This is a genomic window from Vibrio fortis, from assembly GCF_024347475.1.
Taxonomy (GTDB): Bacteria; Pseudomonadota; Gammaproteobacteria; order Enterobacterales; family Vibrionaceae; genus Vibrio; species Vibrio fortis.
The window spans coordinates 2,058,517-2,084,976 of sequence record NZ_AP025487.1; the positions used below are offsets into that span (position 1 = coordinate 2,058,517).

Here is a 26,460-nt window from a genome sequence, read left to right on the forward strand (position 1 = left end):
GTGGCCAACACACTTTATGACCGTACAATCGCTTTCGCTGGAATCTGCCAAGCTGTCGCTTTGGTGCAACAGGTAGCAAAAGACGGCTATTGTGATAAAGATGCCTTCGAAGCTTCACTCAGTGCGATCTTAAATACCAATCCAGCAAATACTGTTGGCGTATTTGGTCGCGAATCAAACTTAAAGCTTGGTTTAGAGTGCCTAGTAAAAGGTATCGATAGTACTCCTGCTGGCAGCGATATCACGCGTTACATCATTAGCTTGATGGCGCTTGAGCGTAAGTTGTCAGGTCGCAACGATGCGATGTCTCAACTAGGCGATCGCATTCAAACTGCAGAACGTCAAGCTGAACACTTTGATCTGTTCGACGAGCAGATGGTGAGTAACCTAGCAAGTATCTACCTTGACGTGGTGAGCCCGATTGGCCCACGTATTCAGGTTTCGGGTACACCATCAGTTCTACAGCAAACATCAAATCAACATAAAGTACGTGCCCTACTGCTATCTGGAATTCGCAGTGCCGTTCTTTGGCGCCAGGTGGGAGGCAAACGTCGCCACCTAATCTTTGGACGCAAGAAGATGGTTGAGCAAGCTCAAATCCTCTTAGCAAGAATGTAATACACCAGCTCGCGCACTGTCGCGAGCTTATTCTTTGTACCAAAACAAACCTCACGCAAACGTTTGCGCAATATGCGTGACAAACTGCAAAGTTACTGGTATAAAGCTCACAAAATTTAGAAACTCAATTCAGGAGAACACCATGGAACTGTCAGCATTGACTGCTGTTTCACCAGTAGACGGCCGTTACGGAAGCAAGACATCTGCACTTCGCAGCATCTTTAGTGAGTTTGGTCTACTAAAGTACCGCTCTATCGTTGAAATTCGTTGGCTACAAAAGCTTGCGGCAACAGACGCAATCGCAGAAGTACCGGCATTCAGTGCAGAAGCAAACAAGTTTCTAGATGAACTAGCAGCAAACTTCTCTGAAGAAGATGCAGCACGTATCAAAGAGATCGAGCGCACAACTAACCACGACGTTAAAGCGGTTGAGTACTTCCTAAAAGAGAAAGTAGCTGGTGTTCCTGAACTTCACGCTGTAAACGAGTTCATCCACTTTGCTTGTACTTCAGAAGACATCAACAACACTTCTCACGCTCTAATGCTGAAAGAAGCTCGTGACGAAGTTATTCTTCCTGAAATCCAAAACATCATCGATGCTATCAAAGCACTTGCTGTTGAATACCGCGACATCCCTCTTCTATCTCGTACACACGGTCAGCCAGCATCTCCATCAACGATGGGTAAAGAGATGGCAAACGTTGCGTACCGTATGGAACGTCAATACAAGCAGATCGCTAACGTTGAGATCCTAGGTAAGATCAACGGCGCTGTAGGTAACTACAACGCTCACCTTTCTGCTTACCCAGAAGTAGATTGGCACCAGTTCTCTGAAGAGTTCATCACTGAATCTCTAGGCGTAACTTGGAACCCATACACAACTCAAATCGAACCGCATGATTACATCGCTGAGCTATTCGATGCAGTTGCACGTTTCAACACAATTCTAATCGACTTTGACCGTGACGTTTGGGGCTACATCGCTCTAGGTCACTTCAAGCAGAAGACAATCGCTGGTGAAATCGGTTCATCAACAATGCCTCACAAAGTTAACCCAATCGACTTTGAGAACTCTGAAGGTAACCTAGGTCTTGCTAACGCAGTATTCGGCCACCTAGCACAGAAACTACCTATTTCTCGCTGGCAGCGTGACCTTACTGACTCTACAGTTCTTCGTAACCTAGGTGTTGGTGTTGGCTACGCTATCATTGCATACACTTCAACTCTGAAAGGTATTAGCAAGCTAGAAGTTAACCGTGATGCTCTACTAGCAGAGCTAGACCAAAACTGGGAAGTTCTAGCTGAACCTGTACAAACAGTAATGCGTCGTTACGGTATCGAGAAACCATACGAGAAGCTTAAAGAGCTAACTCGTGGTAAGCGCGTAGATGGCGAAGCAATGCGTAACTTCATCGACGGTCTTGAGCTTCCAGAGCACGAGAAAGCACGTCTGAAAGAGATGACGCCAGCTAACTACATCGGTCAAGCAATCGAGCTGACTGACAAGCTGTAATTCGAGATTCGAATAATATGAGAAGGCTTCCCGAGTGGAAGCCTTTTTTGTATCTATTCGATTATGTCGAGTCGTAATATTGAATGGCACGCCCACAACTTTGCCTCGGCAATTTATCCAAACTAAAGCTCAAGCAAAAACCAGCGGCTACGCCAAAGTAGAATATTCACCTATATACAGACCCATTGATTCAGCAATAAAAAAGGCTTCCATGTAGGAAGCCTTTCGATCGTAAATCTATTTAAGTTTACATGTTGCGTAGAGACGCGATACGCTTGTCTAGCGGTGGGTGGCTCATCAGTAGCTCACTAAGTGATTTCTTACCGTTGATACCAAATGCCATCATTGAGCCTTCAAGCTGTGGCTCGTGACTTACCTTTAGACGCTCTAGGGCTGCAATCATCTTCTCTTTACCAACTAAGCGCGCTGCGCCTGCGTCTGCGTGGAATTCACGGTGACGGCTGTACCACATTGTGATGAAGCTCGCTAGGAAACCAAAGATTAGCTCAAGCACCATAGACACACCGAAGTAAACCATCATGTTGCTACCACCCTCTTCTTCGTTGTCGTTAGAAGCAACGATGTTCGCGATAAAGCGAGACAGGAAGATAACAAACGTGTTCACAACGCCTTGCATCAGCGTCATTGTCACCATGTCACCATTTGCGATGTGGCTAACTTCGTGAGCAAGTACCGCTTCTGCTTCGTCACGAGTCATGCTGTGTAGTAGACCTGTTGATACCGCAACCAGCGAATCATCACGCTTTGCACCAGTAGCAAATGCATTAATGTCTGGTGAATCATAGATAGCGACTGTTGGCATGCCGATACCTACTTGTTGAGCTTGGCGGCTTACCGTTTCCATCAACCAATGTTCTGTTTCATTGCGAGGGCTCTCAATCACCATACCGCCAACAGAACGAAGAGCCATTCCTTTTGACATCATCAAAGAAATGAAAGAACCACCGAAACCGAATACGGCAGCCATCACGAGCAATCCAGAAAGGCTGCCTGGCTGCATCCCCGTTACAGCATATACAATATTAAGAACAACACTTAGTACCAATACAACCGCTAAGTTGGTTGCAAGGAACAACATTACTCGCTTCATTACTTATCTCCGCATGAAAGCTGTTTTATAAAAATTTATCATTATAGACAAAGCGAACAAGTGAATGTCTCGCTTTGAACACTTCTATTAACTTATACATATAGTCTAAGAATTAGAAAACAAGGTTAAGCATTAAATTGCAACATTTAATTACTAGACCGTATTCGATTAAGACTTTGGCATTAGACCTAAGTCGTATAGAGAACATCGACTGATCCGTTTACAGTGTGCCTAGATGATTTATTGGCTAGTCCGAGTAACAAAAGGAAAGGATCATGGTTGAAGGTACTAACACTCAAATGGCTATTGATTTACTGTGTTGTCACTTAGGTATCACTGAAGAAGAAGCGAAGAAACAGATTGGTATCGTGACGCCAGAGGCGGCGCAAAATAATATTACAGAGACACAACAAGCATTAATGGGTCTAACAAAAGATCACTAATACCACTTGCTTGAACTACTGTTCTAAAGATCTACTGGCTTAAAAGATCGACAGATAAACGAAAGGGCTGCATTTTTTGCAGCCCTTTTCAATTATCTATGGTCATAACCAACGGAGTTGTCGTTATAGCGCCATCAATGGTTCTACATTGATGTACTTACCAATATTCTTAGACTTCGCTTTTGGCACATACGGGATCTCACCCAGTTTTGGCGCGCCTAGCTTGTCTTCCAGCATCGCAATAATATCTGCGTAATGTTCAGTGCCCGGATTAATGCGGTTAGCCACCCAACCGACTAGGTTTAGGCCGTCTGCACGAATCGCTTCTGCAGTTAGTAGAGCATGGCTCAAACAACCAAGCTTAATACCAACCGTCAGAACCACTGGAAGCTGCTCTTTCTTAACCCAGTTCGATAGGCACTCATCGTCAGATACTGGCACACGCCAGCCACCAGCGCCCTCAACTAACACGAAGTCAGAATTCTGCTTATGTTGTTCCAGTTTTTGAGAAAGCACCGCTTCATCAATTACCACGCCATCGCGCTTAGCAGCGATATGTGGTGACGCTGGAAGCATCAATGCATACGGATTAACATCATCGTAATCGATATCTTGTGTCGCTGCTTCTTGTAGGTGAAGAGCGTCACTATTGCGCGCGCCTTCTGGATATTGCTCGCAGCCTGCGGCAACTGGTTTGTAGCCAATTGTTGATAACTCTTTTGCGGCAAAAGCTTGTAAGATCGCTTTTGAAACCACGGTTTTGCCCACTTCGGTATCCGTACCTGCAATAAATAATGCATCAATCATAATTGAATAACCCCTAAACAAACTTGATATGTTGCTGGTAAGAAACCTTGATGGTTTTGAAATGTTCGATACTCTTGCTCAACAAGCTGCAGCATTCTTCTGCTGGTCAGACCTTGTGAGCGACCACTTACGTGGTTGGCGCCAATCCCCTTAAGGTCGCGCATCAATTCAAACGCTGAATCGTACCATACTGTGATGGAGGGCAAGTCTAGTTGATGGTGCGAGCAGCTAGCTTGCGCTAACGCAATTTTTACCTGATTGGCGGTAATAAAGTGGTTGACGTGTTGATGTGAGTCAATTTTACTCCACGCCTTTTTCAACTCAATCAGAGAACCGTCTAACAAGGTGGAGAAAGCGATTGAGCCACCCTGGCGTGTCACTCTTTTCATTTCTCGCAATGGTATGGAGAGATCATCACACCATTGTAGAGCCAGACTAGAGAACACCAAATCAAAGCGATCATCCTCAAATGGCAAAGCTTCAGCATCCGCTTGCTGATAAGCAAAGACTCCATTTCCACATCTTTGCTTGGCCTGTTCTAACATGCCTAATGACAAATCAGCACAAATAACAGTTGCACCTCTTTCGACGAGTAACTGAGAGAAGTAGCCCGTGCCACATCCTAAATCTAATACCTGATAACCGGATAGATCGTTAGGTAGCTTCTCCAGAAGGCGCTGACCTACATCACGCTGAAACTCAGCATGTTTATCGTAATTTTTAGCAGCTTTTCCGAAGGCATCTGCAATCGCCTTTTTATCTTGGACAGTGTAATTATCTACGACGGCTTGCTGTGACATTTACTCTACCTCACGTTGCGCTTGTAGCGCGCTTTTTAACGAATGAGTCAGCTGGGACACTTGCTCTGAGCTATGATTGGCAGTCAACGTGATTCTAAGACGAGCAGTCCCTACTGGTACCGTCGGCGGACGAATCGCGGTCATCCAAATACCACTCTCTTTCATTCGGTTTGCAATGCTAATGGCATGCTCTGACTGACCGACCATAAATGGCTTTATCGGTGTATTGGTTTCAACATAACCCGTTAGCTCTTTCATACCTTCATGATAAATCGCCTGTAGCTCACTTAGCTTATCTCGACGCCATTGTTGGCTCTGTATCATTCGACATGCAGCACTCAATGCGTAGGCTTGAGCTGGAGGTATCGCCGTTGAGTAGACATGATGTCTTGCGAACTGGGTTAAATAGTCTCCAACTTCTTTACTGCAAAGAATCGCGGCACCAGATAAGCCAAACGCTTTACCAAATGTCACCACGAGTAACTCAGGCTTAACACCCGCGGCTACGCAACTCCCAGTGCCATAATCACCTAAGACGCCAATACCATGAGCATCATCGACCGCTAACCAAGCATCATGTTGCTGGGTCTGCTTTACAATCTCGTTCAAGGGAGCCTGATCGCCATCCATACTAAAGACGCCTTCAGTTACCACCAACGCATTATCTGAGACAGTAAGCTGCGAAACCAAATGAGCAACATCGTTGTGCTTGAAGCGTTTCATTCTTGCAGGCGACAACGCCCCCGCTTCCATTAGCGAAGCGTGATTCAAACGGTCTTGAATGAGGGTGTCGTTTTTATCGAGAAGGGAAAACAGCAACGCCTGATTGGCGCCAAAGCCAGAGCTAAACAGAATCGCACGCTCATAGCCTAACCATTCGCATAGCTGCGACTCTAGATTCTGATGTGCTGCGCTAAAGCCTGTCACCAGTGGTGAAGCACCACTACCCGCACCGTATTGACTCAGTCCGTCTTGCCAAGCTGACACGAGCTCTGGATCATTCGCCAAGCCTAAATAGTCGTTGCTAGAAAAGTTACTGTATACCTTCGAACCCAGCTCAATTTCAGAGCGACTGACCGGATTAAGCACATTAATCTGACGGTTGAGCCCTTGCTGAAGGCGATCAGTAAGGGCTTTTTGAATACGAGAATTAAACGCTGGCATCGTAGAACATGTCATCTTTCGTTGGACGAGCCGCAACGCGCTCAACCACTTGATCTAACAGTTCGTTTTCTTGGATTTCGTCTGGCTTTTGAGCCACTTCTTGGCTGTTGATACCCAGCTTTTTAAATAGCTGCATATCTGTATCTTCATCTGGGTTTGGCGTTGTTAGCAGTTTGCAACCGTAGAAGATAGAGTTTGCACCCGCCATGAAGCACATTGCTTGCATCTGTTCGTTCATGTTTTCACGACCAGCAGATAGGCGAACCGCAGATTTCGGCATCATGATACGAGCAATTGCGATGAGCTTGATAAAGTCGAAAGATTCAACATCATCGACGTTTTCCATCGGGGTGCCTTTTACTTTCACTAACATGTTAATTGGCACACTCTCAGGGTGAACAGGTAGGTTAGCCAACTCGACAAGCAGACCGGCACGGTCATTGGTGCTTTCACCCATACCAATAATACCGCCTGAACAGATCTTCATGCCTGCATCACGAACGTGAGATAACGTATCTAGACGATCTTGATAAGTACGAGTAGTAATAATGCTGCCGTAAAACTCTGGAGAAGTATCAAGGTTGTGGTTGTAGTAGTCCAAACCAGCGTCTGCCAACTCACCGGCTTGCTCTGGTGTTAACATACCTAGCGTCATACAAGTCTCTAGACCCATACCTTTTATGCCTTTGATCATCTCTGTTAGATGAGGCATATCACGCTCTTTCGGGTTCTTCCATGCAGCTCCCATACAGAAACGCGTAGAGCCTGCGTTTTTCGCTTTCTGTGCCGCATCAAGTACACGCTCAACTTCCATTAAGCGCTCTTTATCAACGTCAGTGCGGTAGTGAGCACTTTGTGGACAGTATTTACAGTCTTCTGGACAAGCACCGGTTTTAATAGAAAGAAGGGTACTCACCTGCACATGGTTATGCAGTTGGTACTGTCTATGAACGAGTTGAGCTTCAAACATCAAATCCATAAACGGTTTTTCAAGCAGAGCCTTTACTTCAGCTACTGTCCAGTTATGACGAACTTCCACGTGTCGATCCTTTTCTTTAATCTTATTTTGCGCAAATCCACTTTGAGGTTTTGCATTTATGCTTGGCTAGTCTACCGACAAGCTTTAGACTGTCAACACATTGATAAAAACAAAAGTTTACAATTGGTTATTTTTTAATCAAATTACACATGGAAATTGCTATGGATCTCGCCTTTGATCGCCAGCACATCTGGCATCCCTACACTTCGACTCTCACACCTCTGACCTGCTACCCCGTCGTTGGAGCCGAGGGTGTTTTATTAGAAATGGAAGATGGAAAGCGAGTCATTGATGGCATGTCTTCTTGGTGGTCTACCATCCACGGATACAATCATCCTGTGTTAAATGAAGCTGCGCACAGCCAAATCGACAAAGTGTCACATGTGATGTTCGGTGGTATCACTCACCAACCTGCAATTGATCTATGTAAGAAGCTCCTCAATCTCGCACCAAGCAATTTGGAACATGTATTTTTGGCTGACTCTGGATCCGTAGCGGTTGAAGTGAGTTTAAAGATGGCATTGCAGTATTGGCACGCAAAGGGCCAACCACGCTCCAAGTTCTTAACGTTAAGAGATGGCTATCATGGTGATACGTTCGCTGCGATGTCGGTTACTGACCCAGAGAACTCAATGCATAGCCTGTACAAAGGGTTCCTACCAGAACATATCTTCGCCGCTTCGCCAAAAACGGGGTTCTGGGATGAATGGAACCCTGATGATATCAACAGCTTTAAAGAAAAACTGAGTGCACACCATCAAGAAGTTGCCGCTGTGATCTTAGAGCCCATTGTTCAGGGTGCCGGCGGCATGCGTATTTACCACCCGGAGTTTTTGAAACAAGTGAGAGCACTGTGTGATGAATTCAACGTGCTCTTGATTCTTGACGAGATTGCCACCGGCTTTGGTCGTACAGGTAAGTTATTTGCTTGTGAACATGCCGATATTCAACCGGACATTCTATGTGTCGGCAAAGCACTAACGGGAGGGTATATGACTCTTTCGGCAACGCTTGCAAGCAAAGATGTTGCCGATACGGTTTGCGGCGGTGAAGCTGGGTGCTTTATGCATGGTCCAACATTTATGGGGAATCCGCTTGCGTGCGCTGTTGGGGCGGCAAGCCTTGGATTAATCGAACAGGGTGATTGGCAGTCACAGACGCAACAAATCGAATCGCTGTTCTCAGAGATGCTTCCAAAACTCAAGCGACATTCGTTGGTTAAAGACGTTCGTTGGTTAGGAGCGATTGGTGTAGTAGAAACTCATATCCCTGTCGATATGGAGCTGATACAGGCGCACTTTGTTGAACAAGGGGTTTGGATCAGACCTTTTGGCAAGTTGATCTATATGATGCCTCCGTTTATCAGTGAAGCACATCATATCGAGCAATTGGTCTCCGCCATTGATAGCGCACTCCAACGACCAGAATGTTTCCAATAGCAAGTATTGCACCCACCAATCGGGTATGAATGGTTTCAAAGCTGAACAACCATTCATACCACTACTCACTCTACTAACTACCTAATGACGCAGTTGTTGTAACTATCGCAACTGACTGTCTTTGCTTGCTCGACGATTATAAAGTGCATGCTGATGCGCATCGTGCTCTAACATCGATTGGCACTCAATACACAAACGTACTCCTTGTATCGCGAGTCGTCTTTTTTCAGGGATCTCATCACCGCACTCATCACAGTAATGAGCACTCTCTCCGATTTTAATGTTCCCTCTGACACGAGAGATCTCATCGGAAATCGTATCTTGAATTTGCTGGCTAACGCTATCGTCGCCTGCCCATCCTACAGCCATATGCCCTCCTCAATATCTGAATGAGAAAATCAATTCCTACCGCGGTAGGCGACCATTATACGAACAATATCTATTAGATATAATCCAGCGCATGAGCAAATAACTATTACCTAATTGTAACAATGACTAGATTCGGGCAATAAAAAACCCAGCACTTAGGCTGGGTTTTCAATTCAAAAGCTAGACGATTAACCGATGTGCGTTACGCCGCCCATGTACTTCTGAAGTACTGTTGGGATAGCGATACGGCCATCTGCTTCTTGGTTGTTCTCTAGAATCGCAACCATTGTACGACCTACAGCAAGACCAGAACCGTTTAGTGTGTGTACTAGCTCAGGTTTTTTCTCGCCTTTACGGCGGAAACGAGCTTGCATACGACGAGCTTGGAAGTCCCACATGTTTGAGCAAGAAGAGATTTCACGGTAAGTCTCTTGTGCTGGAACCCATACTTCTAGATCGTAAGTTTTCGCAGCGCCGAAGCCCATATCACCAGTACATAGAACTACTTTACGGTAAGGAAGCTCTAGAAGTTGAAGTACTTTCTCAGCGTGACCTGTTAGCTCTTCTAGCGCTGCCATTGAATCTTCTGGCTTAGTGATCTGTACAAGCTCAACTTTGTCGAACTGGTGCATACGAATAAGACCACGAGTATCACGACCGTAAGAACCTGCTTCAGAACGGAAACAAGGCGTGTGAGCTGTCATCTTAAGTGGCAGTTCCGCTTCTTCCGTAATGGTATCGCGAACAAGGTTAGTTACTGGTACTTCCGCAGTAGGGATAAGCGATAGTTTCTTAAGAGGAACGTCACTTACTTGCTCTGTTAGCGGGCTTGTGTGGAATAGGTCTTCACCGAACTTAGGTAGTTGACCAGTACCGTATAGGCTATCGTGGTTCACTAGGTACGGTACGTACATTTCTGTATAACCGTGCTCATCAGTGTGAAGGTCTAGCATGAACTGGGCGATTGCACGGTGTAGACGCGCAAATTTACCCTTCATTACGATGAAGCGAGAACCTGAAATCTTAACCGCGCTTGCGAAATCAAGACCACCAGAAAGCTCACCAAGATCAACGTGATCTTTTACTTCGAAGTCGTAAGTCTTTGGCTCACCCCAACGAGAAATTTCTACGTTGTCATCTTCGTCTTTACCTGCTGGTACTGACTCGTCTGGCAGGTTTGGAATCGCCATAGTGATCGCTTCAAGTTCTCCTTGAAGGTCAGCAAGTGCAACTTTAGCTGCGTCTAGTTCAGAACCTAGGTTACCTACTTCCGCAAGGATGCGTTCAGCTGCTTCGTGATCGCCTTTCGCTTTTGCTTGACCAATGGACTTCGAGCGAGAGTTACGTAACGCTTGCAGTTCTTCAGTTTTCATTTGAAGGGACTTACGTTTTTCTTCAAGTTCACGAATTGTCTCTACATCAAGGTCAAAGCCTCGACGTGCTAATTTTGCCGCTGTTTCATCCAGCTCAGCTCGAAGTAATTTAGAATCCAGCATTGCTAATCCTATGCTTTAGTTATTTGAATATTCAGTAGCTTGACCACTGAAACACCACTAAACCGCCAAAACTGATGATTATTTCATCATTTTTTAACGATTTAATCTGAATTTTATGACTAGGTTAAGATATCCAAAAAAGGCTAGTTTTCATAGCGTTTTTGTGGGCTTTTTGCGTCCAAATCCGCCAGATAATCTAGCTTTTCGCCAATCTTGGTCTCTAAGCCTCGTTTTGTTGGGTAATAGTATTGTCGCTCGCCCATTTCAGGCGGCAGATACTTTTCACCCGCAGCGTAGGCACCAGGTTCGTCATGAGCATAACGATATTCTTGCCCGTAGCCCATGTCCTTCATCAAACTTGTTGGTGCATTTCTTAAATGATGAGGCACTTCGTATTCGGGTAAGTTATGCGCATCAGTGAGCGCCTGCTTCCACGCGGTATAAACAGCGTTGCTCTTTGGCGCACACGCAAGATAGACAACCGCTTGTGCAATCGCTCGTTCACCTTCTGCAGGACCAATACGAGTAAAGCAATCCCAAGCCGAAATGGCAACTTGCATTGCTCTTGGATCTGCATTACCGATATCTTCCGATGCAATCGCTAACAAACGTCTCACGATATACAAGGGATCGCAGCCAGCAGCAATCATGCGCGCCGACCAATACAGCGCCGCATCTGGGTTTGAACCTCGTATCGACTTATGCACAGCCGAAATCAAGTCGTACCAAATATCACCTTTATTATCGAAACGAGCCACTTTTTCGCCAGCGACTTCTGCTAACAGTTGAAGCGTAATCGACTTACGACCTTGGTCGTCGTCTTCGGCCATATCGTATAGAAGCTCAAGATAATTCAGTGACATGCGAGCGTCGCCATTCACTAGCTCCGCTAAACGATCAAGTACATTGTCAGCAAAGTGGGCACTTACATCACCTAAACCGCGCTGTTTATCTTCAATGGCTTGACGGATAACAAACGAGATATCATCTGTGCTGAGAGAAGTCAGTTTGTAAACACGCGCTCTCGACAACAAAGCGTTATTGAGTTCAAAAGACGGGTTTTCTGTCGTCGCTCCAATAAAGGTAACGGTGCCATCTTCGATGTGTGGCAAGAATGCATCTTGTTGGCTTTTGTTAAACCTATGCACCTCATCTACAAACAAAATAGTTCGACGTCCAGCTTGCTTATTTTCACGCGCTTTATCAATCGCGACACGAATGTCTTTCACACCTGAGGTAACCGCTGACACACGCTCAACTTCAGCATTGGCATAATTGGCAGCCACTTCAGCCAAAGTAGTCTTTCCGGTACCCGGAGGCCCCCATAAAATCATGGAGTGAATATGCCCGGCTTCAAGCGCTCGACGCAAAGGTTTACCGGGTCCCAGAATATGCTGTTGACCGATGTACTGCTCGACGGTTTCTGGTCTCATACGAGCAGCAAGGGGACGAAAATCTTCGTCCCCCGAAAAGTCTAAACTGTAATTACTCAATGGCTATCTCTTGATTCGCGATTAAATGGACGATATCAAAGAATCAGTTTCTTTGGTCATCAACTTCGACACCTTCTGGAGCGACGAATGTAAAACGATCACTGCCTGGCTTACCAAGCTCGACATTACTAAATGTGAACTCACCTTTTTGACCGTCCTGTTCAATAACATTAAACCCTTGAACGATGCCTTTGTCGTTGATCTGAATTTGGAAATCCCCTTGATTCGAATCAACCGCCGTTGGCTTCAGCGTAAACTGATTACCCGATTGGGTTACATCGTAGTTATCCCAATCACTCTGTTGGTTGCGAGTAAGCAATACAAATGGTGTTTGCGCCGTTGCTTGCTCTTGCCAGTAAATACTGACTTGCTCAATAAATGGGCTGTAGTACCAAAGGCTTTGGCCATCAGAGACCAATAAGTTTTCATCTGGGAACGTCGTTTCCCAACGGAATAGGCTTGGGCGCGCTATTTCAACTGTGCCCTCTCCTTCCATGACAATATCGCCATCAGGGCTTGTGACAACCTGTTTGAACTCAGCACTAAAACCTGCGTTTAGCGCTAATCGGTTGCTCAGCTCTTCCTTTGGTGAAGCGAACACGGAAAAACTCATAAATAGAAGTGCGAGTGCTTTTTTCATTAATTATCCTGTTACAAGGTAAATCGGTCATAAGACTATGACCGATTATTAAGGGTTGAGTTCCTATCTACGCAATTAAGCGATTACTCTTTCGGCGGCGCCGGTGCTAATACTTCACGGTTACCATTGTGCCCTGGTGGACTCACAATTCCTTGAGCTTCTAACTGCTCAACAATACGAGCTGCGCGGTTATAGCCAATCTTAAAGCGTCGTTGAACGCCCGATACCGAACCGCGACGTGACTGAACCACATGCTCAACAACCTGATCAAACAGTGGGTCAACGTCTTCGTCGCCTTCCATCTTCTCTCCAGGAAGCAGGGTTTCAGGTGTCTGCTCACCATTGGTGATTTCATCAATATAGTTCGGCTTGCCGCGCGCTTTCCAGTCGTTAACGACAGCATGAACATCATCGTCCGATGCAAATGCACCGTGAACACGAATGGTATGGCTTGAACCAGGTGGTAAGTAAAGCATGTCACCCATGCCTAGCAGCGATTCTGCACCGCCCTGATCCAAGATAGTACGAGAGTCAGTTTTAGTCGATACCGTAAAGGCTACACGTGTTGGGATGTTAGCTTTAATCAAACCCGTGATGACATCAACCGACGGACGCTGCGTCGCTAGGATCAAGTGAATACCTGCTGCACGTGCTTTCTGAGCAAGACGCGCAATTAATTCTTCAACTTTCTTGCCGACTACCATCATTAAGTCAGCAAATTCATCGACAACAACAACGATATAAGGCAGTTTCTCTAGCAATGGTGGTTCCGGGTCCATACTGTCGCCCGCTTGCCACAATGGATCATGGATTGGGTGCCCTGCTTCTGCTGCCATCTTCAGCTTATCGTTGTAGCCCTTAATGTTACGTACACCCAAGGCTGACATCAGTTTGTAACGACGTTCCATTTCACCCACACACCAACGCAGCGCGTTTGATGCGTCTTTCATATCGGTCACTACTTCTGATAATAGATGTGGAATACCTTCATAGATAGAAAGCTCGAGCATTTTAGGGTCGATCATAATGAAGCGCAGATCTTCTGGTGTTGCCTTATACAACATACTCAAGATCATGACGTTCACACCTACCGATTTACCAGAACCTGTTGTACCAGCCACCAGCACGTGAGGCATCTTCGCGATATCAGCAATCACTGCTTCACCGGCAATGTCTTGTCCCATTACAACGGTTGTTGGCGATTTGGCATCAATAAACTGCTGGCTACCGACTACGTCTGAGAAGAACACCGTTTGACGGCTCATATTTGGCAACTCAAGCCCCACATAAGGCTTACCCGGAATCACTTCAACAACACGCACTGCCATCGCAGAGAGTGAACGAGCCAAGTCCATAGACAGGCTCGAGATACGGCTGACTTTCACACCCGGTGCAAGGTCAAGCTCGAATCGAGTAATCACAGGTCCTGGGAAGATATCGACAACCTCAGCTTTGATCTTGTAATCAGCCAGCTTCGATTCCACCAAACGAGCAATCTCTTCTAATGCGTCGCGGTCGATAAAGTTATCACGCTTCTCTGGGTGATAAAGCAACTCTAGCGTCGGCATCGGAGATGTTGGCTTAGGCAAGTTCGGCTCTTTTTGAACCAAGAACGGGTTTTGTGCTGCAGCCATATTCGCTTGCGCTTCAGAAACGATATTTTGGAACGCTGCAACATCTTGGTCTGGATGTGCCGGTTCTTCGTCCGTTACTTCTTCCCAAGGCAAGTCTATCGCAGGCTCTTCCGCTTGATGTTCGACTTGATGACCATTGTCAGAGATTGGCTCTTCGACTTCATCAACATGAGGCTCGTGTAATGGAGTCTCTTCAAATGTCACATCATCAGCTATTGCGCTTTCAACAACAGGTTGTTCGATGAACATAGGTTCTGGCACAACTTCTGGATCGGGCTCGGAGGTAAAAGAGACAGCTTCTGTTGGTTCACTGCTACGCATCGGTTCAGCATTAAACTCTGTCTCTTGTTCAACAGCAATACTTGGCTCTGGAGTAAATAGAGGCTCAGCTGGCTGCTCTTGCATGTACTCTTGGTAAGCAGCCTGCGAATGATGAGCTTCTGCTTGCGCTTGCTCAGCCAAGTCATCCTCATCCATCGCTGCGTGCTCTAGCTGCTCAATTGTCGCGTTAAGTTGTTTAGAACGTTCAACACCTTCTTCTAACGGCTCCTCCGGAGCACGATAAACAGGTTGAGGCTTTTCAACTGGCTTAGACGCTTCTACTGGTTGAGGCTCAACAACTTCTTGCTTAAACGCAACTGGCTCACTGACTTCCACTGTAGATGGCTTAACCGCAACTTCAGGCGCCTTCTCTGGCATATGAATATTGAAGTGACGCTTAGGCTCTGCCACCGGCGCTTCTACTTCTGGTTCAGTTGTTGCCGAGAAGTGTAGGCTCGGATCGCTCGTCAGTGGATCGTTTCGTTCTTCGACTTCTTCCGCAACGCCTTCAATCGGCGGATTTGAAGACTCAAGTTGCAGCTCATCATGCTGTTCTGTTTCTCTTAGCTCTGGCTCCATCACCTCTTGATCGTGACCTCGAATTTTATTTACAAGAGCGGTAAATAAACGAATAGCAGAGTCGCCTAGCCATTCAACAATACTAAGCCAAGAGATACCAGTAAGTAGCGTGAAACCTGCTCCCCATAAAAAGAGCAGAACTAATGTCGAACCTAGGACATTTAATGTTGGTAGAGCTAAGCTTGTTAATACATCACCAATCACACCACCTGATGAGAAGTACCAGATATCGTCAAAGTTGATATCAGCCAAACCACAACTGGTTAATAGAAGGATCGTGAGGCCGAGTAGACGCGTCCCCCACAACATAAAATCGATAGTTTCATCTTCATCACGTTTACGAAAAAGAACCCAAGCCGCTAACGTAACAAGAATCGGTAGAGGGTAAGCTAAAGATCCAAAAACAAAAAATAGGGTATCAGCCAACCAAGCACCAACGTAGCCGCCCGCATTTTGAATATCACCGCCCCAAGCCGTCTGAGACCAAGAAGGGTCTGCTGGGCTAAACGTCAGCAGTGCAACAGCCAGAAGAATTGAAAAGAGTACGCCTAAGATAAGACTGCACTCTTTTAAGCGTTGGGTACCCGTCAAACGAGAAGACTGAGGCTCTTCACTCGTTTTGATGATTGTTTCGACTTTGTTGCCGCTCTCTTTGAACATAAACCAGCTTTATATATATGTTTGATAAAAACTACTGTTGATTTAACCATATCAAACGGAAAAACCCAATTCCAGAAAGCAAGAAAGCGGAAACTAAGTTCCGCTTTCTTGCTGTTCGACCATCGATGATTAACGAGTTTTAATCACCAGCTGGTTGGTTTGTTTCACTTCTTCCATTACCACGTAAGTTCGAGTGTCGTTCACACCAGGTAGACGCAGTAGCGTGTCACCTAGAAGTTTACGATAAGCACCCATATCCGATACACGTGTTTTTAGAAGGTAGTCAAAGTCACCCGACACTAAATGACATTCTTGGATGTCGTCTAGTTTTTGAACGGCAGTGTTAAATTGTTCAAACACATCTGGCGCACCGCGGTTCAATGTGATTTCTACAAACACCAATAGTGATGCATCTAAGTACTGAGGATTAAGCAGCGCTGTATACCCTGTAATGTACCCTTGACGCTCCAAACGACGAACACGCTCAAGACACGGAGTCGGAGAGAGACCCACTCGTTTTGATAGTTCAACGTTCGAAATACGACCGTCTTTTTGCAACTCATTAAGAATGTTGCGGTCGATACGGTCTAGTTCCTTGGACGGCTTCTTATAGTTGTCTGCCATTTTTTATTCCACCTTATTACTTCCTTGCAAAAAAATATACTACAACTTTTTAATATTCAGTATCAAATTTTATCTCAACATATCTATACTAGATATTAATTCGACAGAATTACCCTACACACAGTTAATACAACTACTATAGATTATACAACCAAAATAAAATGAGGAGTCAGGATGATTATTGGCGTACCTAAGGAAATCAAAAACCACGAGTACCGTGTTGGTATGATCCCAGCTAGCGTGAGAGAACTAATCTCACATGGTCACCAAGTTTTTGTTGAAACCAATGCCGGTAATGGTATCGGTTTTTCAGACGATGATTACATCGCTGTAGGCGCATCCATTCTTCCTACTGCTGCTGACGTATTCGCGAAAGCAGATATGATTGTAAAGGTTAAAGAACCTCAAGCTGTCGAGCGAGCTATGCTTCGTGAAGGGCAAATATTATTTACTTATTTACACCTTGCACCAGATTTTCCACAAACTGAAGAGCTTATCAAGAGCAAAGCTGTCTGCGTAGCCTATGAGACTGTAACAGATAATATGGGTCGCTTGCCACTACTTGCGCCAATGTCTGAGGTTGCAGGTCGCATGTCTATTCAAGCGGGTGCACAAACTCTTGAAAAATCTCACGGCGGTCGTGGTCTTCTACTTGGCGGCGTTCCAGGTGTTGAGCCAGCAAAAGTTGTTGTTGTCGGCGGCGGCGTAGTAGGCGCTAACGCAGCTCGTATGGCTGTTGGTCTACGTGCTGACGTAACTATCCTAGATCGTAACGTTGATACACTTCGTCGCCTAGATGAAGAGTTCCAAGGTCGCGCAAAAGTGGTTTACTCTACTGAAGACGCTATCGAGAAGCACGTTCTAGAAGCTGACCTAGTTATCGGCGCTGTACTAATCCCAGGCGCAGCTGCTCCTAAACTAGTAACAAAAGAGCACATCGCTAAGATGAAGCCAGGCGCAGCTGTTGTTGACGTTGCAATCGACCAAGGTGGTTGTTTCGAGACTTCTCACGCAACAACACACGCGGAACCAACTTACATCGTTGACGACGTAGTTCACTACTGTGTTGCTAACATGCCAGGCGCTGTTGCTCGCACTTCAACATTCGCACTAAACAATGCAACACTTCCTTACATTGTTAAGCTAGCGAACAAAGGCTACCGTGAAGCTCTTCTAGAAGACAAAGGCTTCCTAGAAGGCCTAAACGTTATCCACGGTAAAGTAACTTGCAAAGAAGTTGCAGAAAGCTTTGACCTAGAATACGTAGACCCAGCTGAAGCTATCGCAATGTTCAACTAAGAACATTGATAGACAGTTTTGACTGATTAGAAATGTAAAAGCCAGCTTGATTCTTTTCAAGCTGGCTTTTTTATATCTTATAGCCGTCAATACTAGTTAGTGCTTACTTCACTTATCCACCTTCCAGCCTCGAATAAGAATATTACGTGGTGTGATATGTCTTTCACAGAACTGTTCAACCGACGTTTGGTAGCCCTGTTCTTCTAGGTAAAGCGCTCTATCCAAGGTTAACCACATCTCTAATGGTCTTCTAAACACTTGCTGTACCAAGCTAAGCCGTTCCATATTCCAAAAAAGCTGTTCCCCTAACCTTTCATAAAAATCAAAATCCAGCCCACTCGGCAAAGCTATCTCTTTTTGATTCGCAGCCCACCAGCAGAATGCTTCAAAGCCTTCGGCAAGCTCCGATTTTTTGATACTTGGTACTGGTAGATACTCTAAAACCCCAAGCTCACGCTTAAGTAACTGGCTAAAGCCTAATCGAAAACTCATCTCCAATTGACGATGCCTTTTAACACGCTCTCCGCCAGTGACAGTCTCCTGTAATGGAATTCGCAAATCGGACTTAGATAAAGAGAGTTGCGCAGATTGCGCTACGGTTGACATCGCTTGATAGCGTTCCGATTGAATCAAGTGATAACAACATGGCGAAATCGTAACCGCAGGAAGCGAATAATTTACAACCTTATTAAGCAAAGTCACGTGCAAGTCACCACAAGCATGAAGTGCCACTGCATGTTGATTGTGGTTAAACACCTTGTTTGCGTCTTCAGAGAAAGCGTCTCCTTGAACAAACTGCATCGGTAATTGCTGTACATCGGCAATCGCCTGACCACTGTCACACAAAGATTGTTGCCATTCAAAACTGGTCACGGGTTGTTTCGATTGCTGCGATAGAATCCGACCAAGAAACCCCTTACCAGAACACCACTCAAGCCATTCATTGCCCTTGTGATGACCCAATACGGCTTCACTCATCGACATGATTTGCTCAAGTTTCCGCCCAGGTATGCCTGTATCCGTTCCTTTGGGTAGATCTAACCCTTCTCGGTTTAATGTTGGTATCTGTATAACATCAACAATGTCATTTAAGTCGGGGAAAAATCCACCTAACTCTTCAGCCAAGGAATCAGGCTGATCTTTGTACACCTGAATTTGCTGTTCATCGAGTGACTGCAGCCAAGCAAACAAAGCCTCGTTGTAATGTCGCCACGGGAGCTCATCCTGTTGGCAAAGATGAAACGGTTCAGATCGCCAATAAACCTGATGTTGATAAAGAAAGGTATCGAGAGTTTGGAATTTAGATTGCATGTGGCCCCCTATAATGGAAGGGATTGTAGGTGGAACCCACACAAATAGGAAGTAGTGGTGAAGAGTTGAAAGAAAACAGGCCTACTCAAAGAGTAGGCCTGTAAGTAATCTTAGCTATCTTACTGGGAGCTCGATGTCTTTGAACATCTCTTCAATTTCTTCGTTAGACTTCAAAGAAATCGCCTGTTCAACGACAGGGCGCGTTAAATGTGGTGCAAAACGCTCCATGAAATCATACATGTATGAACGTAAGAACGTACCACGACGGAAGCCAATGCTGGTTGTACTTGCGCCGAATAAATGACTAGCGTCTATTGCGACCAAATCCGTATCTTGCTCGGCATCTATCGCCATACTCGCAATAACGCCAACACCGATGCCCATACGTACGTAAGTTTTGATCACATCGGCATCAGTCGCTGTAAATACAACGCGTGGTGTTAATCCAACCTTGTTAAAGGCGGTATCCAGTTCTGAACGACCAGTAAAGCCGAATACATACGTCACCAAAGAGTATGCTGCTAAGTCTTCGATGGTTACGTTCTGTTTTTGGGCTAGCGGGTGATCTTTCGTCACTACGATTGAGCGATTCCAGTGGTAACACGGCAGCATGATTGCATCTTGATAGAGATGAAGTGCTTCTGTCGCAATCGCGAAGTTAGCCGTTCCTTTAGCGACCGCTTCTGACATCTGACTAGGCGTACCTTGGTGCATGTGAAGCGATACCTTGGGATAACGAGCTGTGAAGCCTTTAATCACATCAGGCAGTGCATAACGAGCTTGTGTGTGAGTGGTTGAGATATTCAGAGTACCCATTTCTGGATGAGTATGTTCTCCAGCCACCGCTTTGATACTCTCTACACGGGCAAGAATTTCTTGCGAGATACGAACAATATCTTCACCCGCTTGCGTCACTTGAGTTAAGTGCTTACCGCTACGTTCAAAGATCTGAATACCTAGCTCATCTTCAAGTAAACGAACCTGCTTACTGATGCCCGGCTGAGAAGTGTAGAGACTCTCAGCCGTCGCCGACACATTTAGATTGTGGTTGACTACTTCAACAATGTACTTCAGTTGTTGTAACTTCATCGGTGACCTCGTAATCCTTTACTCATTTCAGTGCTAACTTATTAAAAAAGTGAGCGAGTTAAACTTAGTAAATATAATAATTAGTTATAACGTCTTACAGGCGAAAATGATAGAAAAATTGAGTTTTTATAGAGCTTGATATGAAACCGTCACCACTCGTTTGTAATCCATCCCTCATTATCAATAAATAGTTTTCACTTTTTGATTACGTGGCTGCATGAACAAGAGATAATCACAAATCACGATTTACAAGCCAGATAAGCGATTTACGGGTGTAGATACTCTATGGAATCGTGTATCCTCTGAAGTTAGCGATAGAACACAACAAGCAGACGCAATTATATGAATATTGGTTTAATTATTGCCTTAGTAGCCATTCTTTTGGTGTTGGTATTGGGCTACAACATCATGCTTCAGTACAAAGTTAAGGTGGAAACAGCGAAGAAACAGGAATCTTCTCGTTATTTGACCATTATCGATGGAACGGAAGAACTGATTGGTAACGCGCATCACATGCCGTTTAGCCAAGACCTGCTAGTGTGTTTAAACACACGAATCCTCGACTCGCTTGAAAACATGTATCAGCTGGACCCAAAGAACAAACAGCTCGCTCAGCGTATTGAGAGTGTGAAGCAACAAATCACTCAGCTCAAAGAGAATTACCAAGGTGGCGAAAGCACGGCTTTCCGTGTACCGAGTAGCGATAAGCAAGCCATCATGATGCTGAAGTTGGTTAAGCGCCTGCGCGACACAATTCGTAGTGAACACAACAAAGGCCGTTTCGAGACTCAAGCGTACGTTGCAGAGAATGCTCGTCTAGAGACAATCCAGATTCGAATCAACATCGAGAACGTAATTAAACGTGCGAACGACTCAATTGCTCGCGGTCAGCCTGGCACAGCCATTCAACTGCTACGCAAGGGCATCGACGCACTGACCACGAAAAACGATCCATATTCAAATCAGGCTCGCGAAAAGCTACAAGAGATGCTTAACGACCTTGATCAAAAGCGCCAAGATCGCAACGCACAAGAACTTCAACAAATGGAGTCAAAAGAACGCGAAGACGATATGGATGCACTATTTGGTCAGAAGAAGAAGTGGTAACAACTCCACTAAGAAACGACTTTCTATAAAAGGCTACCCACGGGTAGCCTTCTTCGTTTTTAGTATATGGCGTTCTAACCACAGCAAACAATATCAGTGACACATTCGATCATTACACACCACACAGTGAGCCATTATTGCAAGTTGTATCTACATGACGGGTTCTACTTCTACTTGGATTCTCTTACCACCAATTTCGGGTACAAAAAAAGCCCTATCGGGCTTTTTATCGTTAGTTAACTTTAAGTGAGCACTCTGTTTAGGCGACTAAACCACGTACGAAGGTTTTAATCTCTTCGTCCTGACAATGTTCAAAGAAACATTCTTGGAATCGCAGACCAGAAACAGCCGTTTTGAGTAGTTCAACATCAATAGCACGAAGTGTGTCTAAATAATTGTCTTTTGAAGTCGCAGCCTTGATGCTGTTCAGAATGTTTGCGTTTTCTTGCTGCGGAGCACGACGTTCAATAGGGTAACCTTCACCACGATTACCAGTAAATGCTTTCTCAAAAATGTAACGAGCATTCAGTTCCGCAGCCCAGCCAAAGCCCTTGGCAAATGCAAGAGAAATGGCATTGCCATTGTTAATCTGATTGAAAAGGAATGCATCCGAAGGATCTAAACAGTAACCACACACAACATTTGGGTGTGCATTGAGAGATAACATCGCACCTTGCCCAGTACCACAACCAGTCACGATAAAATCGACAGCTTTTGAATTTATCAGTAAGCTCGCCATGATACCGAGGTGAATGTACGTCAAATGATGATCGTGTTCGTCATTCATACCTACGTTATAAACCGTATGGTTTTGCTGTTCTGCAACAGATGTTAGCTCATCCCAAATAGTTGCATTCTTAGCTGCTTGGCTATTTTCCATCATTAACGCAATTTTCATTTTCTTACCTTTAATACGATTTCACCTGATCACCATATAGTCTTTTAATGGTAATTAGATTTACAACGATCAATGTCGACTCTAGCAATACTCCACCAATTGAGCCAACAAATATATTATTTACAAGCCAAAGAATAGAACCTAAAAGAAGCCCAACCCTTAATAAGACACCTTGCAACATAAATATTGAATAAGTCCCTATACACATACCAAGAAAACCAAACATTTCATAGGGCTTTGACATGTATGAGCTACTCAATATAGCGCCCACTAAAATAAAAACAGACGCTATATATTTAGATTTTGTATAGATAGAGACAAATGTTCTTAAAACAGAAATAAAAGAACTCAGAGCGGAAACTAAAGCACCTAGAAATAGAAAGTGAATCATATGATTGATATAGAATACAATCATCAGCTTCTTTAACTTTCTATCGTCTTTCTGAAAAAAGAAAGACACACCTAAAATATAACTCAATATTCCAAGTAACTGCCCTACTTCTTCAGTCCTTAATTCCATACGATTTTCTAGCGAGCTAACCAGCCACCGTCAACAGCCAGTGTATATCCATTAACGTATGCCGCAGCATCAGAAGACAAGAATACTACTGGACCTGCAACATCTTGTGGCGTACCCCAGCGCTCTGCAGGAATGCGCTCTAAAATTTCAGAGTTACGTTTCTCATCAGCACGAAGAGCTGCTGTGTTGTCGGTCGCCATGTAACCTGGTGCAATCGCATTAACATTAATCCCATGCTTAGCCCATTCATTTGCCATAAGACGAGTCACACCCATAACACCACTCTTCGAAGCTGTGTAAGATGGCACGCGAATACCACCTTGAAACGAAAGCATTGATGCGACATTGATGATTTTGCCGCCTTCACCCTGGGCAATGAACTGTTTAGCTACAGCTTGAGACATAAAGAACAATGATTTGATATTAATATCCATAACATCATCCCAGTCTTGCTCTGTAAATTCGATAGCATCATTACGACGAATAATACCTGCATTATTTACAAGAATATCGATACGACCTAGCTCAGTCACTGCCTTGTCGATCACCGTCGGAATATCATCTAGCTTCATCAGATTGGCGCGTACATCGACGAACTTACGACCCTCAGCTTCAATTAGAGAACGAGTTTCTGTCGGCTCCGAAATGTTGACACCAACAATATCACAGCCAGCTTGTGCTAAGCCTAATGCCATGCCTTGACCAAGGCCTGTATTACAACCAGTTACGATAGCGACTTTGCCTGTAAGGTTAAATGTATTTGCAATCATGTTTATTCCTTTATCTTGTCAAAGCAACCTAGAATATTAAGTAACTTTTTCTACATCATTAATTTAATTTTAATTTACTAATACTGTATATATTGGTCAAACCGTTTATATTAATAGTTTCATTTTTTACATGACATAACGTTTTTTTAGAGTACACATAGAATATATGTACAAACAGACAACTTGGTAATTGCAACTCTATTCATCGATGATATTAAAGTTGAGAATCTAAATTTTCACTTTAGACACACCCTAAAAAAAAGGCTTAGGTATCCCTAAGCCCTAAAAAAATTTCATTTTTACAACGAGATTTTGGTCACGCAACTCATCATTGGCACACTCCCTTTAGTCGAACTAGCTCCATTCCAAATGTACTTTTCACCGCCTGATCCATCTTGTGACTTATCAACTGAAGACCATGATTGGCCAACGGTAAAGCCTTTGTTGATCAATGTCGCTGAGCCATAACCTGCAACGAATGTTCTAATTTTAGTCACATTGTCTAAATCCGTTTGTGACTGCTCTTTGTCTGAGTTAGAAACAAGCGGCCAGCCTGTCGCAGCAGACAGTCGACTTTCATCAGTACTGGTCAAAGGTTTGACTTTAAAACCAAGAGACGCAATACCGTCATAGTTAGAGAGCGTTTCTCCATTTTCTGATTTCACCAGAGTGTTCTTAGCATAAATATTTAAGGCCGTTTTATTTGCTTCTGGAGTTATCGACATCGTCGCGTCAAAAATAGGCACTGACCAATCATAACCATCGCTCTTTAGATCTAGGCAAGACAACAAGGCATCTTCTTGATGGCCAGCAGGAGTTGGGTCATAAGAACCACTCGCATAAGTTTGCTGAATAAACTGTGCCCAGTCGATACCATTGACGTTACTAAAATATGTTGTACCTGTGAGTGCATTACCTTCATGCAGAGTTAATGGGCGGTGGTGCAAAAACTCATAGTCATCATCTTTCGCTATAGGCAACACTTTTACTGGTGCGATGCCACGAAATACTTCAGAACTGACACCAGCCTGAGTAAACTCTAGAGCGTCCGACACAGAGACTTGCTCGCTCATGTCAAGGCAAGTTGGAGATGTCGCGTCTTTAATATCCAGACACACGCGAACCTCTTTACCGATAAAGTCATTCGCATCGGGGCTGACATTGGTGATATCTAGTGGGTCATCATCGGAGACGAACTTATCCCAACTCCAGTCACTAATTCCACCTCGTCGCTCAGAACTAACACCGGCTTTTTCCCATACAGTCTTCGACAAAAACGCGGCTCGCAAGCCTTGTACGGGCGCGATTTCGAACTCTCGACCAGCATGCAACAGCTCTGAATTCGTTGGTGTAGAATTGTCTGCAAGCGTTCTCAGTTCATCCGCAGCAACACTGTGATTGACATCGACATACCATTTAGCAGAATTAGCGCCATCTATGAGGTCATAGCCATAGACGTCAATAGTCAACTGTTTGAGGTATTCCATCTCACCAGAAATATCGATGCCAAATACATCCGTGCCGGAGCACACTTGTGACCCTGTCGTTTCGTTTTCAGTTGTTGGTGTAACACAAAATTCAACTCTATAACTTAAGTCTGAGTCTTCAATGGTATAGTCGCATGACGTTTTACCATCAGAAAAATCACACATCTTGATCACTTCTGGTTCATTAGTAGTAAAAGTAGAGATTGAGCTTGTTTTGCTTACCGCCGCAACGCGCTGCCAGTAAGCTGGACTACTACCCTCTTTACTCGTCTCCCCATTACCGACTTCATTATCAAGACCAGGTTCAAATACATAGGTCGCAGTTAGCACTTCACCTGTTTGTACCGGCACTGTATTGACTTGTCCATCTTCTATCGTTTCGCCACCAAAAGAGACCTGTGCACTTGCTTCAGGCGTTTCCTCACGATACGCAGGTAGAATTTCAACAGCATCGGCGCAAACAACTTCGCCTTCAGTATTTGCACCGATAGTTTCCAAGGTTCGTGGCGTCACACAATATTTTAAATACTGTCCCACCCAAGTCGGATCAATCAACAATGTTGGTGTCACCTCCCCGTCTATAGCGATATCATCTAAAAACCATGCTAAATCAGACGTCACTTCACGAGCATGCTCGCCATTCGCATCGTCAGAAACTTGGTACACTGCGGTGACTGAATTATCGATTCTAACTAAATTGGATAACGGCTGATAACTAGCTACAAAAGGGGCTTCAAAGTCGGCGACTGGAGAGTCTGCAACAAAACAGGCTTGAGTACCTTGGTTATGGTTACCCGCATTAGACTTTGGTGTCACGCATAACTCGGCGACTTCTCCCCCAACATCATCGAATGTCGATAACTCAAAGGTTGCTATACCGGTATCAACATCATAACTTTTCGCTGCACCACTTTGAGATCGATTACCGATGTTCATCATAAATGTGGAAGCCGTCAAATCACGAGCGCTCGTATCTGACAATACGCAAGTGACCTCAGCAGTGAATTCGTCAGCAGCTAACATTTGAGTAGCTTGGAAATTATCACAATTAAGTACTGATGGTGGTTGATACGTGTTGTCGACGATTTGTTGCTGATCGCCGCTGTCACTCCCACCACAACCCGCTAAGATTAAACTTGATGCCACCGCAGTAAGAAGGAATTTTTTTTGCTTATAGTTCATAAACATACCTAATGATTATTTTGGAGTGAGTGATGCCTCATCACTCA

At 44.7% G+C, this 26,460-nt stretch carries 23 protein-coding genes; 6 read left to right on the forward strand and 17 right to left on the reverse strand.

Annotated elements, in window-relative coordinates; translation table 11 throughout:
* Both hflD and purB read left to right on the forward strand, forming a co-directional pair.
* Complete coding sequence (gene hflD / locus OCV50_RS08895; protein ID WP_032552093.1) at window positions 1-618, forward strand: high frequency lysogenization protein HflD; 618 nt, start codon at window positions 1-3, stop codon at window positions 616-618.
* Window positions 619-760: 142 nt separating this feature from the next.
* Entirely contained in the window at window positions 761-2,131 is a 1,371-nt protein-coding gene (purB, locus tag OCV50_RS08900; RefSeq protein ID WP_261902822.1) for an adenylosuccinate lyase, read from the forward strand.
* A 247-nt stretch (window positions 2,132-2,378) separates the two neighbouring features.
* Here purB and htpX read toward each other — a convergent pair whose 3' ends face one another.
* Window positions 2,379-3,242, reverse strand: a complete 864-nt coding sequence (gene htpX, locus OCV50_RS08905; protein ID WP_032552091.1) for a protease HtpX — start codon at window positions 3,240-3,242, stop codon at window positions 2,379-2,381.
* 275 nt (window positions 3,243-3,517) lie between these two features.
* Between htpX and OCV50_RS08910 the strand changes: the two genes are divergently transcribed.
* Complete coding sequence (locus OCV50_RS08910; protein ID WP_167332347.1) at window positions 3,518-3,685, forward strand: hypothetical protein; 168 nt, start codon at window positions 3,518-3,520, stop codon at window positions 3,683-3,685.
* Window positions 3,686-3,808: 123 nt separating this feature from the next.
* Here OCV50_RS08910 and bioD read toward each other — a convergent pair whose 3' ends face one another.
* The 4 genes from bioD to bioB are packed head-to-tail and all read right to left on the reverse strand — an operon-like array spanning window position 3,809 to window position 7,495.
* The gene (gene bioD / locus OCV50_RS08915; protein ID WP_239842727.1) at window positions 3,809-4,492 is read right to left on the reverse strand and encodes a dethiobiotin synthase; all 684 of its coding nucleotides are present in this window, start codon (window positions 4,490-4,492) and stop codon (window positions 3,809-3,811) included.
* Window positions 4,489-5,292: a malonyl-ACP O-methyltransferase BioC gene (gene bioC / locus OCV50_RS08920; RefSeq protein ID WP_261902823.1), complete on the reverse strand. Its 804-nt coding sequence runs from the start codon at window positions 5,290-5,292 to the stop codon at window positions 4,489-4,491. Before bioC ends, bioD begins: the two co-directional genes overlap by 4 nt.
* Window positions 5,293-6,456, reverse strand: coding sequence for an 8-amino-7-oxononanoate synthase (gene bioF, locus OCV50_RS08925; protein ID WP_261902824.1), 1,164 nt, complete (start codon window positions 6,454-6,456; stop codon window positions 5,293-5,295).
* Window positions 6,443-7,495 carry a biotin synthase BioB gene (gene bioB / locus OCV50_RS08930; RefSeq protein WP_261902825.1) on the reverse strand — a complete coding sequence of 351 codons (1,053 nt, stop codon included), beginning with the start codon at window positions 7,493-7,495 and terminating at the stop codon, window positions 6,443-6,445. Before bioB ends, bioF begins: the two co-directional genes overlap by 14 nt.
* Window positions 7,496-7,656: 161 nt before the next feature.
* Between bioB and bioA the strand changes: the two genes are divergently transcribed.
* Window positions 7,657-8,934, forward strand: a complete 1,278-nt coding sequence (gene bioA, locus OCV50_RS08935; RefSeq protein WP_261902826.1) for an adenosylmethionine--8-amino-7-oxononanoate transaminase — start codon at window positions 7,657-7,659, stop codon at window positions 8,932-8,934.
* 102 nt (window positions 8,935-9,036) lie between these two features.
* On the opposite strand, the gene OCV50_RS08940 is transcribed toward bioA, so the two are convergent.
* From OCV50_RS08940 to lrp, 6 genes are all read right to left on the reverse strand, one after another.
* Window positions 9,037-9,303: a DksA/TraR family C4-type zinc finger protein gene (locus OCV50_RS08940; RefSeq protein ID WP_261902827.1), complete on the reverse strand. Its 267-nt coding sequence runs from the start codon at window positions 9,301-9,303 to the stop codon at window positions 9,037-9,039.
* 188 nt (window positions 9,304-9,491) lie between these two features.
* Window positions 9,492-10,799 (reverse strand): serine--tRNA ligase, encoded by a 1,308-nt coding sequence (serS, locus tag OCV50_RS08945; protein WP_261902828.1) that lies wholly within the window; start codon window positions 10,797-10,799, stop codon window positions 9,492-9,494.
* A 143-nt stretch (window positions 10,800-10,942) separates the two neighbouring features.
* The gene (locus OCV50_RS08950) at window positions 10,943-12,292 is read right to left on the reverse strand and encodes a replication-associated recombination protein A (RefSeq protein WP_261902829.1); all 1,350 of its coding nucleotides are present in this window, start codon (window positions 12,290-12,292) and stop codon (window positions 10,943-10,945) included.
* A 43-nt stretch (window positions 12,293-12,335) separates the two neighbouring features.
* Window positions 12,336-12,932 (reverse strand): outer membrane lipoprotein chaperone LolA, encoded by a 597-nt coding sequence (gene lolA / locus OCV50_RS08955; protein ID WP_261902830.1) that lies wholly within the window; start codon window positions 12,930-12,932, stop codon window positions 12,336-12,338.
* Window positions 12,933-13,015: 83 nt separating this feature from the next.
* On the reverse strand, window positions 13,016-16,126 hold the full coding sequence (locus tag OCV50_RS08960) for a DNA translocase FtsK (protein WP_261902831.1): 3,111 nt from the start codon (window positions 16,124-16,126) through the stop codon (window positions 13,016-13,018).
* 129 nt (window positions 16,127-16,255) lie between these two features.
* Entirely contained in the window at window positions 16,256-16,750 is a 495-nt protein-coding gene (lrp, locus tag OCV50_RS08965; protein WP_004734558.1) for a leucine-responsive transcriptional regulator Lrp, read from the reverse strand.
* Between the two features lie 174 nt (window positions 16,751-16,924).
* On the opposite strand from lrp, the gene ald reads away from it, so the two are divergent.
* Window positions 16,925-18,049, forward strand: a complete 1,125-nt coding sequence (ald, locus tag OCV50_RS08970) for an alanine dehydrogenase (protein WP_032552080.1) — start codon at window positions 16,925-16,927, stop codon at window positions 18,047-18,049.
* A gap of 108 nt (window positions 18,050-18,157) precedes the next feature.
* Here ald and OCV50_RS08975 read toward each other — a convergent pair whose 3' ends face one another.
* Together OCV50_RS08975 and cysB are read right to left on the reverse strand one after the other, a co-directional pair.
* Window positions 18,158-19,360: an SAM-dependent methyltransferase gene (locus OCV50_RS08975; RefSeq protein ID WP_261902832.1), complete on the reverse strand. Its 1,203-nt coding sequence runs from the start codon at window positions 19,358-19,360 to the stop codon at window positions 18,158-18,160.
* 114 nt (window positions 19,361-19,474) lie between these two features.
* Window positions 19,475-20,449 carry an HTH-type transcriptional regulator CysB gene (gene cysB / locus OCV50_RS08980; protein WP_239842718.1) on the reverse strand — a complete coding sequence of 325 codons (975 nt, stop codon included), beginning with the start codon at window positions 20,447-20,449 and terminating at the stop codon, window positions 19,475-19,477.
* Between the two features lie 342 nt (window positions 20,450-20,791).
* On the opposite strand from cysB, the gene OCV50_RS08985 reads away from it, so the two are divergent.
* Window positions 20,792-21,556, forward strand: coding sequence for a DNA repair protein (locus OCV50_RS08985; protein ID WP_239842717.1), 765 nt, complete (start codon window positions 20,792-20,794; stop codon window positions 21,554-21,556).
* 259 nt (window positions 21,557-21,815) lie between these two features.
* On the opposite strand, the gene OCV50_RS08990 is transcribed toward OCV50_RS08985, so the two are convergent.
* The 4 genes from OCV50_RS08990 to OCV50_RS09005 all read right to left on the reverse strand — a co-directional run bounded on the left by OCV50_RS08990 (window position 21,816) and on the right by OCV50_RS09005 (window position 26,413).
* The gene (locus OCV50_RS08990; RefSeq protein WP_261902833.1) at window positions 21,816-22,454 is read right to left on the reverse strand and encodes an RpiB/LacA/LacB family sugar-phosphate isomerase; all 639 of its coding nucleotides are present in this window, start codon (window positions 22,452-22,454) and stop codon (window positions 21,816-21,818) included.
* Window positions 22,455-22,464: 10 nt separating this feature from the next.
* Entirely contained in the window at window positions 22,465-22,974 is a 510-nt protein-coding gene (locus tag OCV50_RS08995; RefSeq protein WP_261902834.1) for a YgjV family protein, read from the reverse strand.
* 8 nt (window positions 22,975-22,982) lie between these two features.
* Window positions 22,983-23,744, reverse strand: coding sequence for a 2-dehydro-3-deoxy-D-gluconate 5-dehydrogenase KduD (gene kduD, locus OCV50_RS09000; RefSeq protein WP_261902835.1), 762 nt, complete (start codon window positions 23,742-23,744; stop codon window positions 22,983-22,985).
* Window positions 23,745-24,043: 299 nt separating this feature from the next.
* Window positions 24,044-26,413: a hypothetical protein gene (locus OCV50_RS09005; protein WP_261902836.1), complete on the reverse strand. Its 2,370-nt coding sequence runs from the start codon at window positions 26,411-26,413 to the stop codon at window positions 24,044-24,046.
* Window positions 26,414-26,460: the final 47 nt, after the last annotated feature.

Bases quoted from the DNA above. Each gene is read 5' to 3' on its own strand.
- purB (WP_261902822.1), top strand. From the start codon at position 761: ATGGAACTGTCAGCATTGACTGCTGTTTCACCAGTAGACGGCCGTTAC.
- htpX (WP_032552091.1), bottom strand. From the start codon at position 3,242: ATGAAGCGAGTAATGTTGTTCCTTGCAACCAACTTAGCGGTTGTATTG.
- OCV50_RS08910 (WP_167332347.1), top strand. From the start codon at position 3,518: ATGGTTGAAGGTACTAACACTCAAATGGCTATTGATTTACTGTGTTGT.
- bioD (WP_239842727.1), bottom strand. From the start codon at position 4,492: ATGATTGATGCATTATTTATTGCAGGTACGGATACCGAAGTGGGCAAA.
- bioC (WP_261902823.1), bottom strand. From the start codon at position 5,292: ATGTCACAGCAAGCCGTCGTAGATAATTACACTGTCCAAGATAAAAAG.
- bioF (WP_261902824.1), bottom strand. From the start codon at position 6,456: ATGCCAGCGTTTAATTCTCGTATTCAAAAAGCCCTTACTGATCGCCTT.
- bioA (WP_261902826.1), top strand. From the start codon at position 7,657: ATGGATCTCGCCTTTGATCGCCAGCACATCTGGCATCCCTACACTTCG.
- OCV50_RS08940 (WP_261902827.1), bottom strand. From the start codon at position 9,303: ATGGCTGTAGGATGGGCAGGCGACGATAGCGTTAGCCAGCAAATTCAA.
- serS (WP_261902828.1), bottom strand. From the start codon at position 10,799: ATGCTGGATTCTAAATTACTTCGAGCTGAGCTGGATGAAACAGCGGCA.
- lolA (WP_261902830.1), bottom strand. From the start codon at position 12,932: ATGAAAAAAGCACTCGCACTTCTATTTATGAGTTTTTCCGTGTTCGCT.
- OCV50_RS08960 (WP_261902831.1), bottom strand. From the start codon at position 16,126: ATGTTCAAAGAGAGCGGCAACAAAGTCGAAACAATCATCAAAACGAGT.
- lrp (WP_004734558.1), bottom strand. From the start codon at position 16,750: ATGGCAGACAACTATAAGAAGCCGTCCAAGGAACTAGACCGTATCGAC.
- ald (WP_032552080.1), top strand. From the start codon at position 16,925: ATGATTATTGGCGTACCTAAGGAAATCAAAAACCACGAGTACCGTGTT.
- OCV50_RS08975 (WP_261902832.1), bottom strand. From the start codon at position 19,360: ATGCAATCTAAATTCCAAACTCTCGATACCTTTCTTTATCAACATCAG.
- cysB (WP_239842718.1), bottom strand. From the start codon at position 20,449: ATGAAGTTACAACAACTGAAGTACATTGTTGAAGTAGTCAACCACAAT.
- OCV50_RS08985 (WP_239842717.1), top strand. From the start codon at position 20,792: ATGAATATTGGTTTAATTATTGCCTTAGTAGCCATTCTTTTGGTGTTG.
- OCV50_RS08990 (WP_261902833.1), bottom strand. From the start codon at position 22,454: ATGAAAATTGCGTTAATGATGGAAAATAGCCAAGCAGCTAAGAATGCA.
- OCV50_RS08995 (WP_261902834.1), bottom strand. From the start codon at position 22,974: ATGGAATTAAGGACTGAAGAAGTAGGGCAGTTACTTGGAATATTGAGT.
- kduD (WP_261902835.1), bottom strand. From the start codon at position 23,744: ATGATTGCAAATACATTTAACCTTACAGGCAAAGTCGCTATCGTAACT.
- OCV50_RS09005 (WP_261902836.1), bottom strand. From the start codon at position 26,413: ATGAACTATAAGCAAAAAAAATTCCTTCTTACTGCGGTGGCATCAAGT.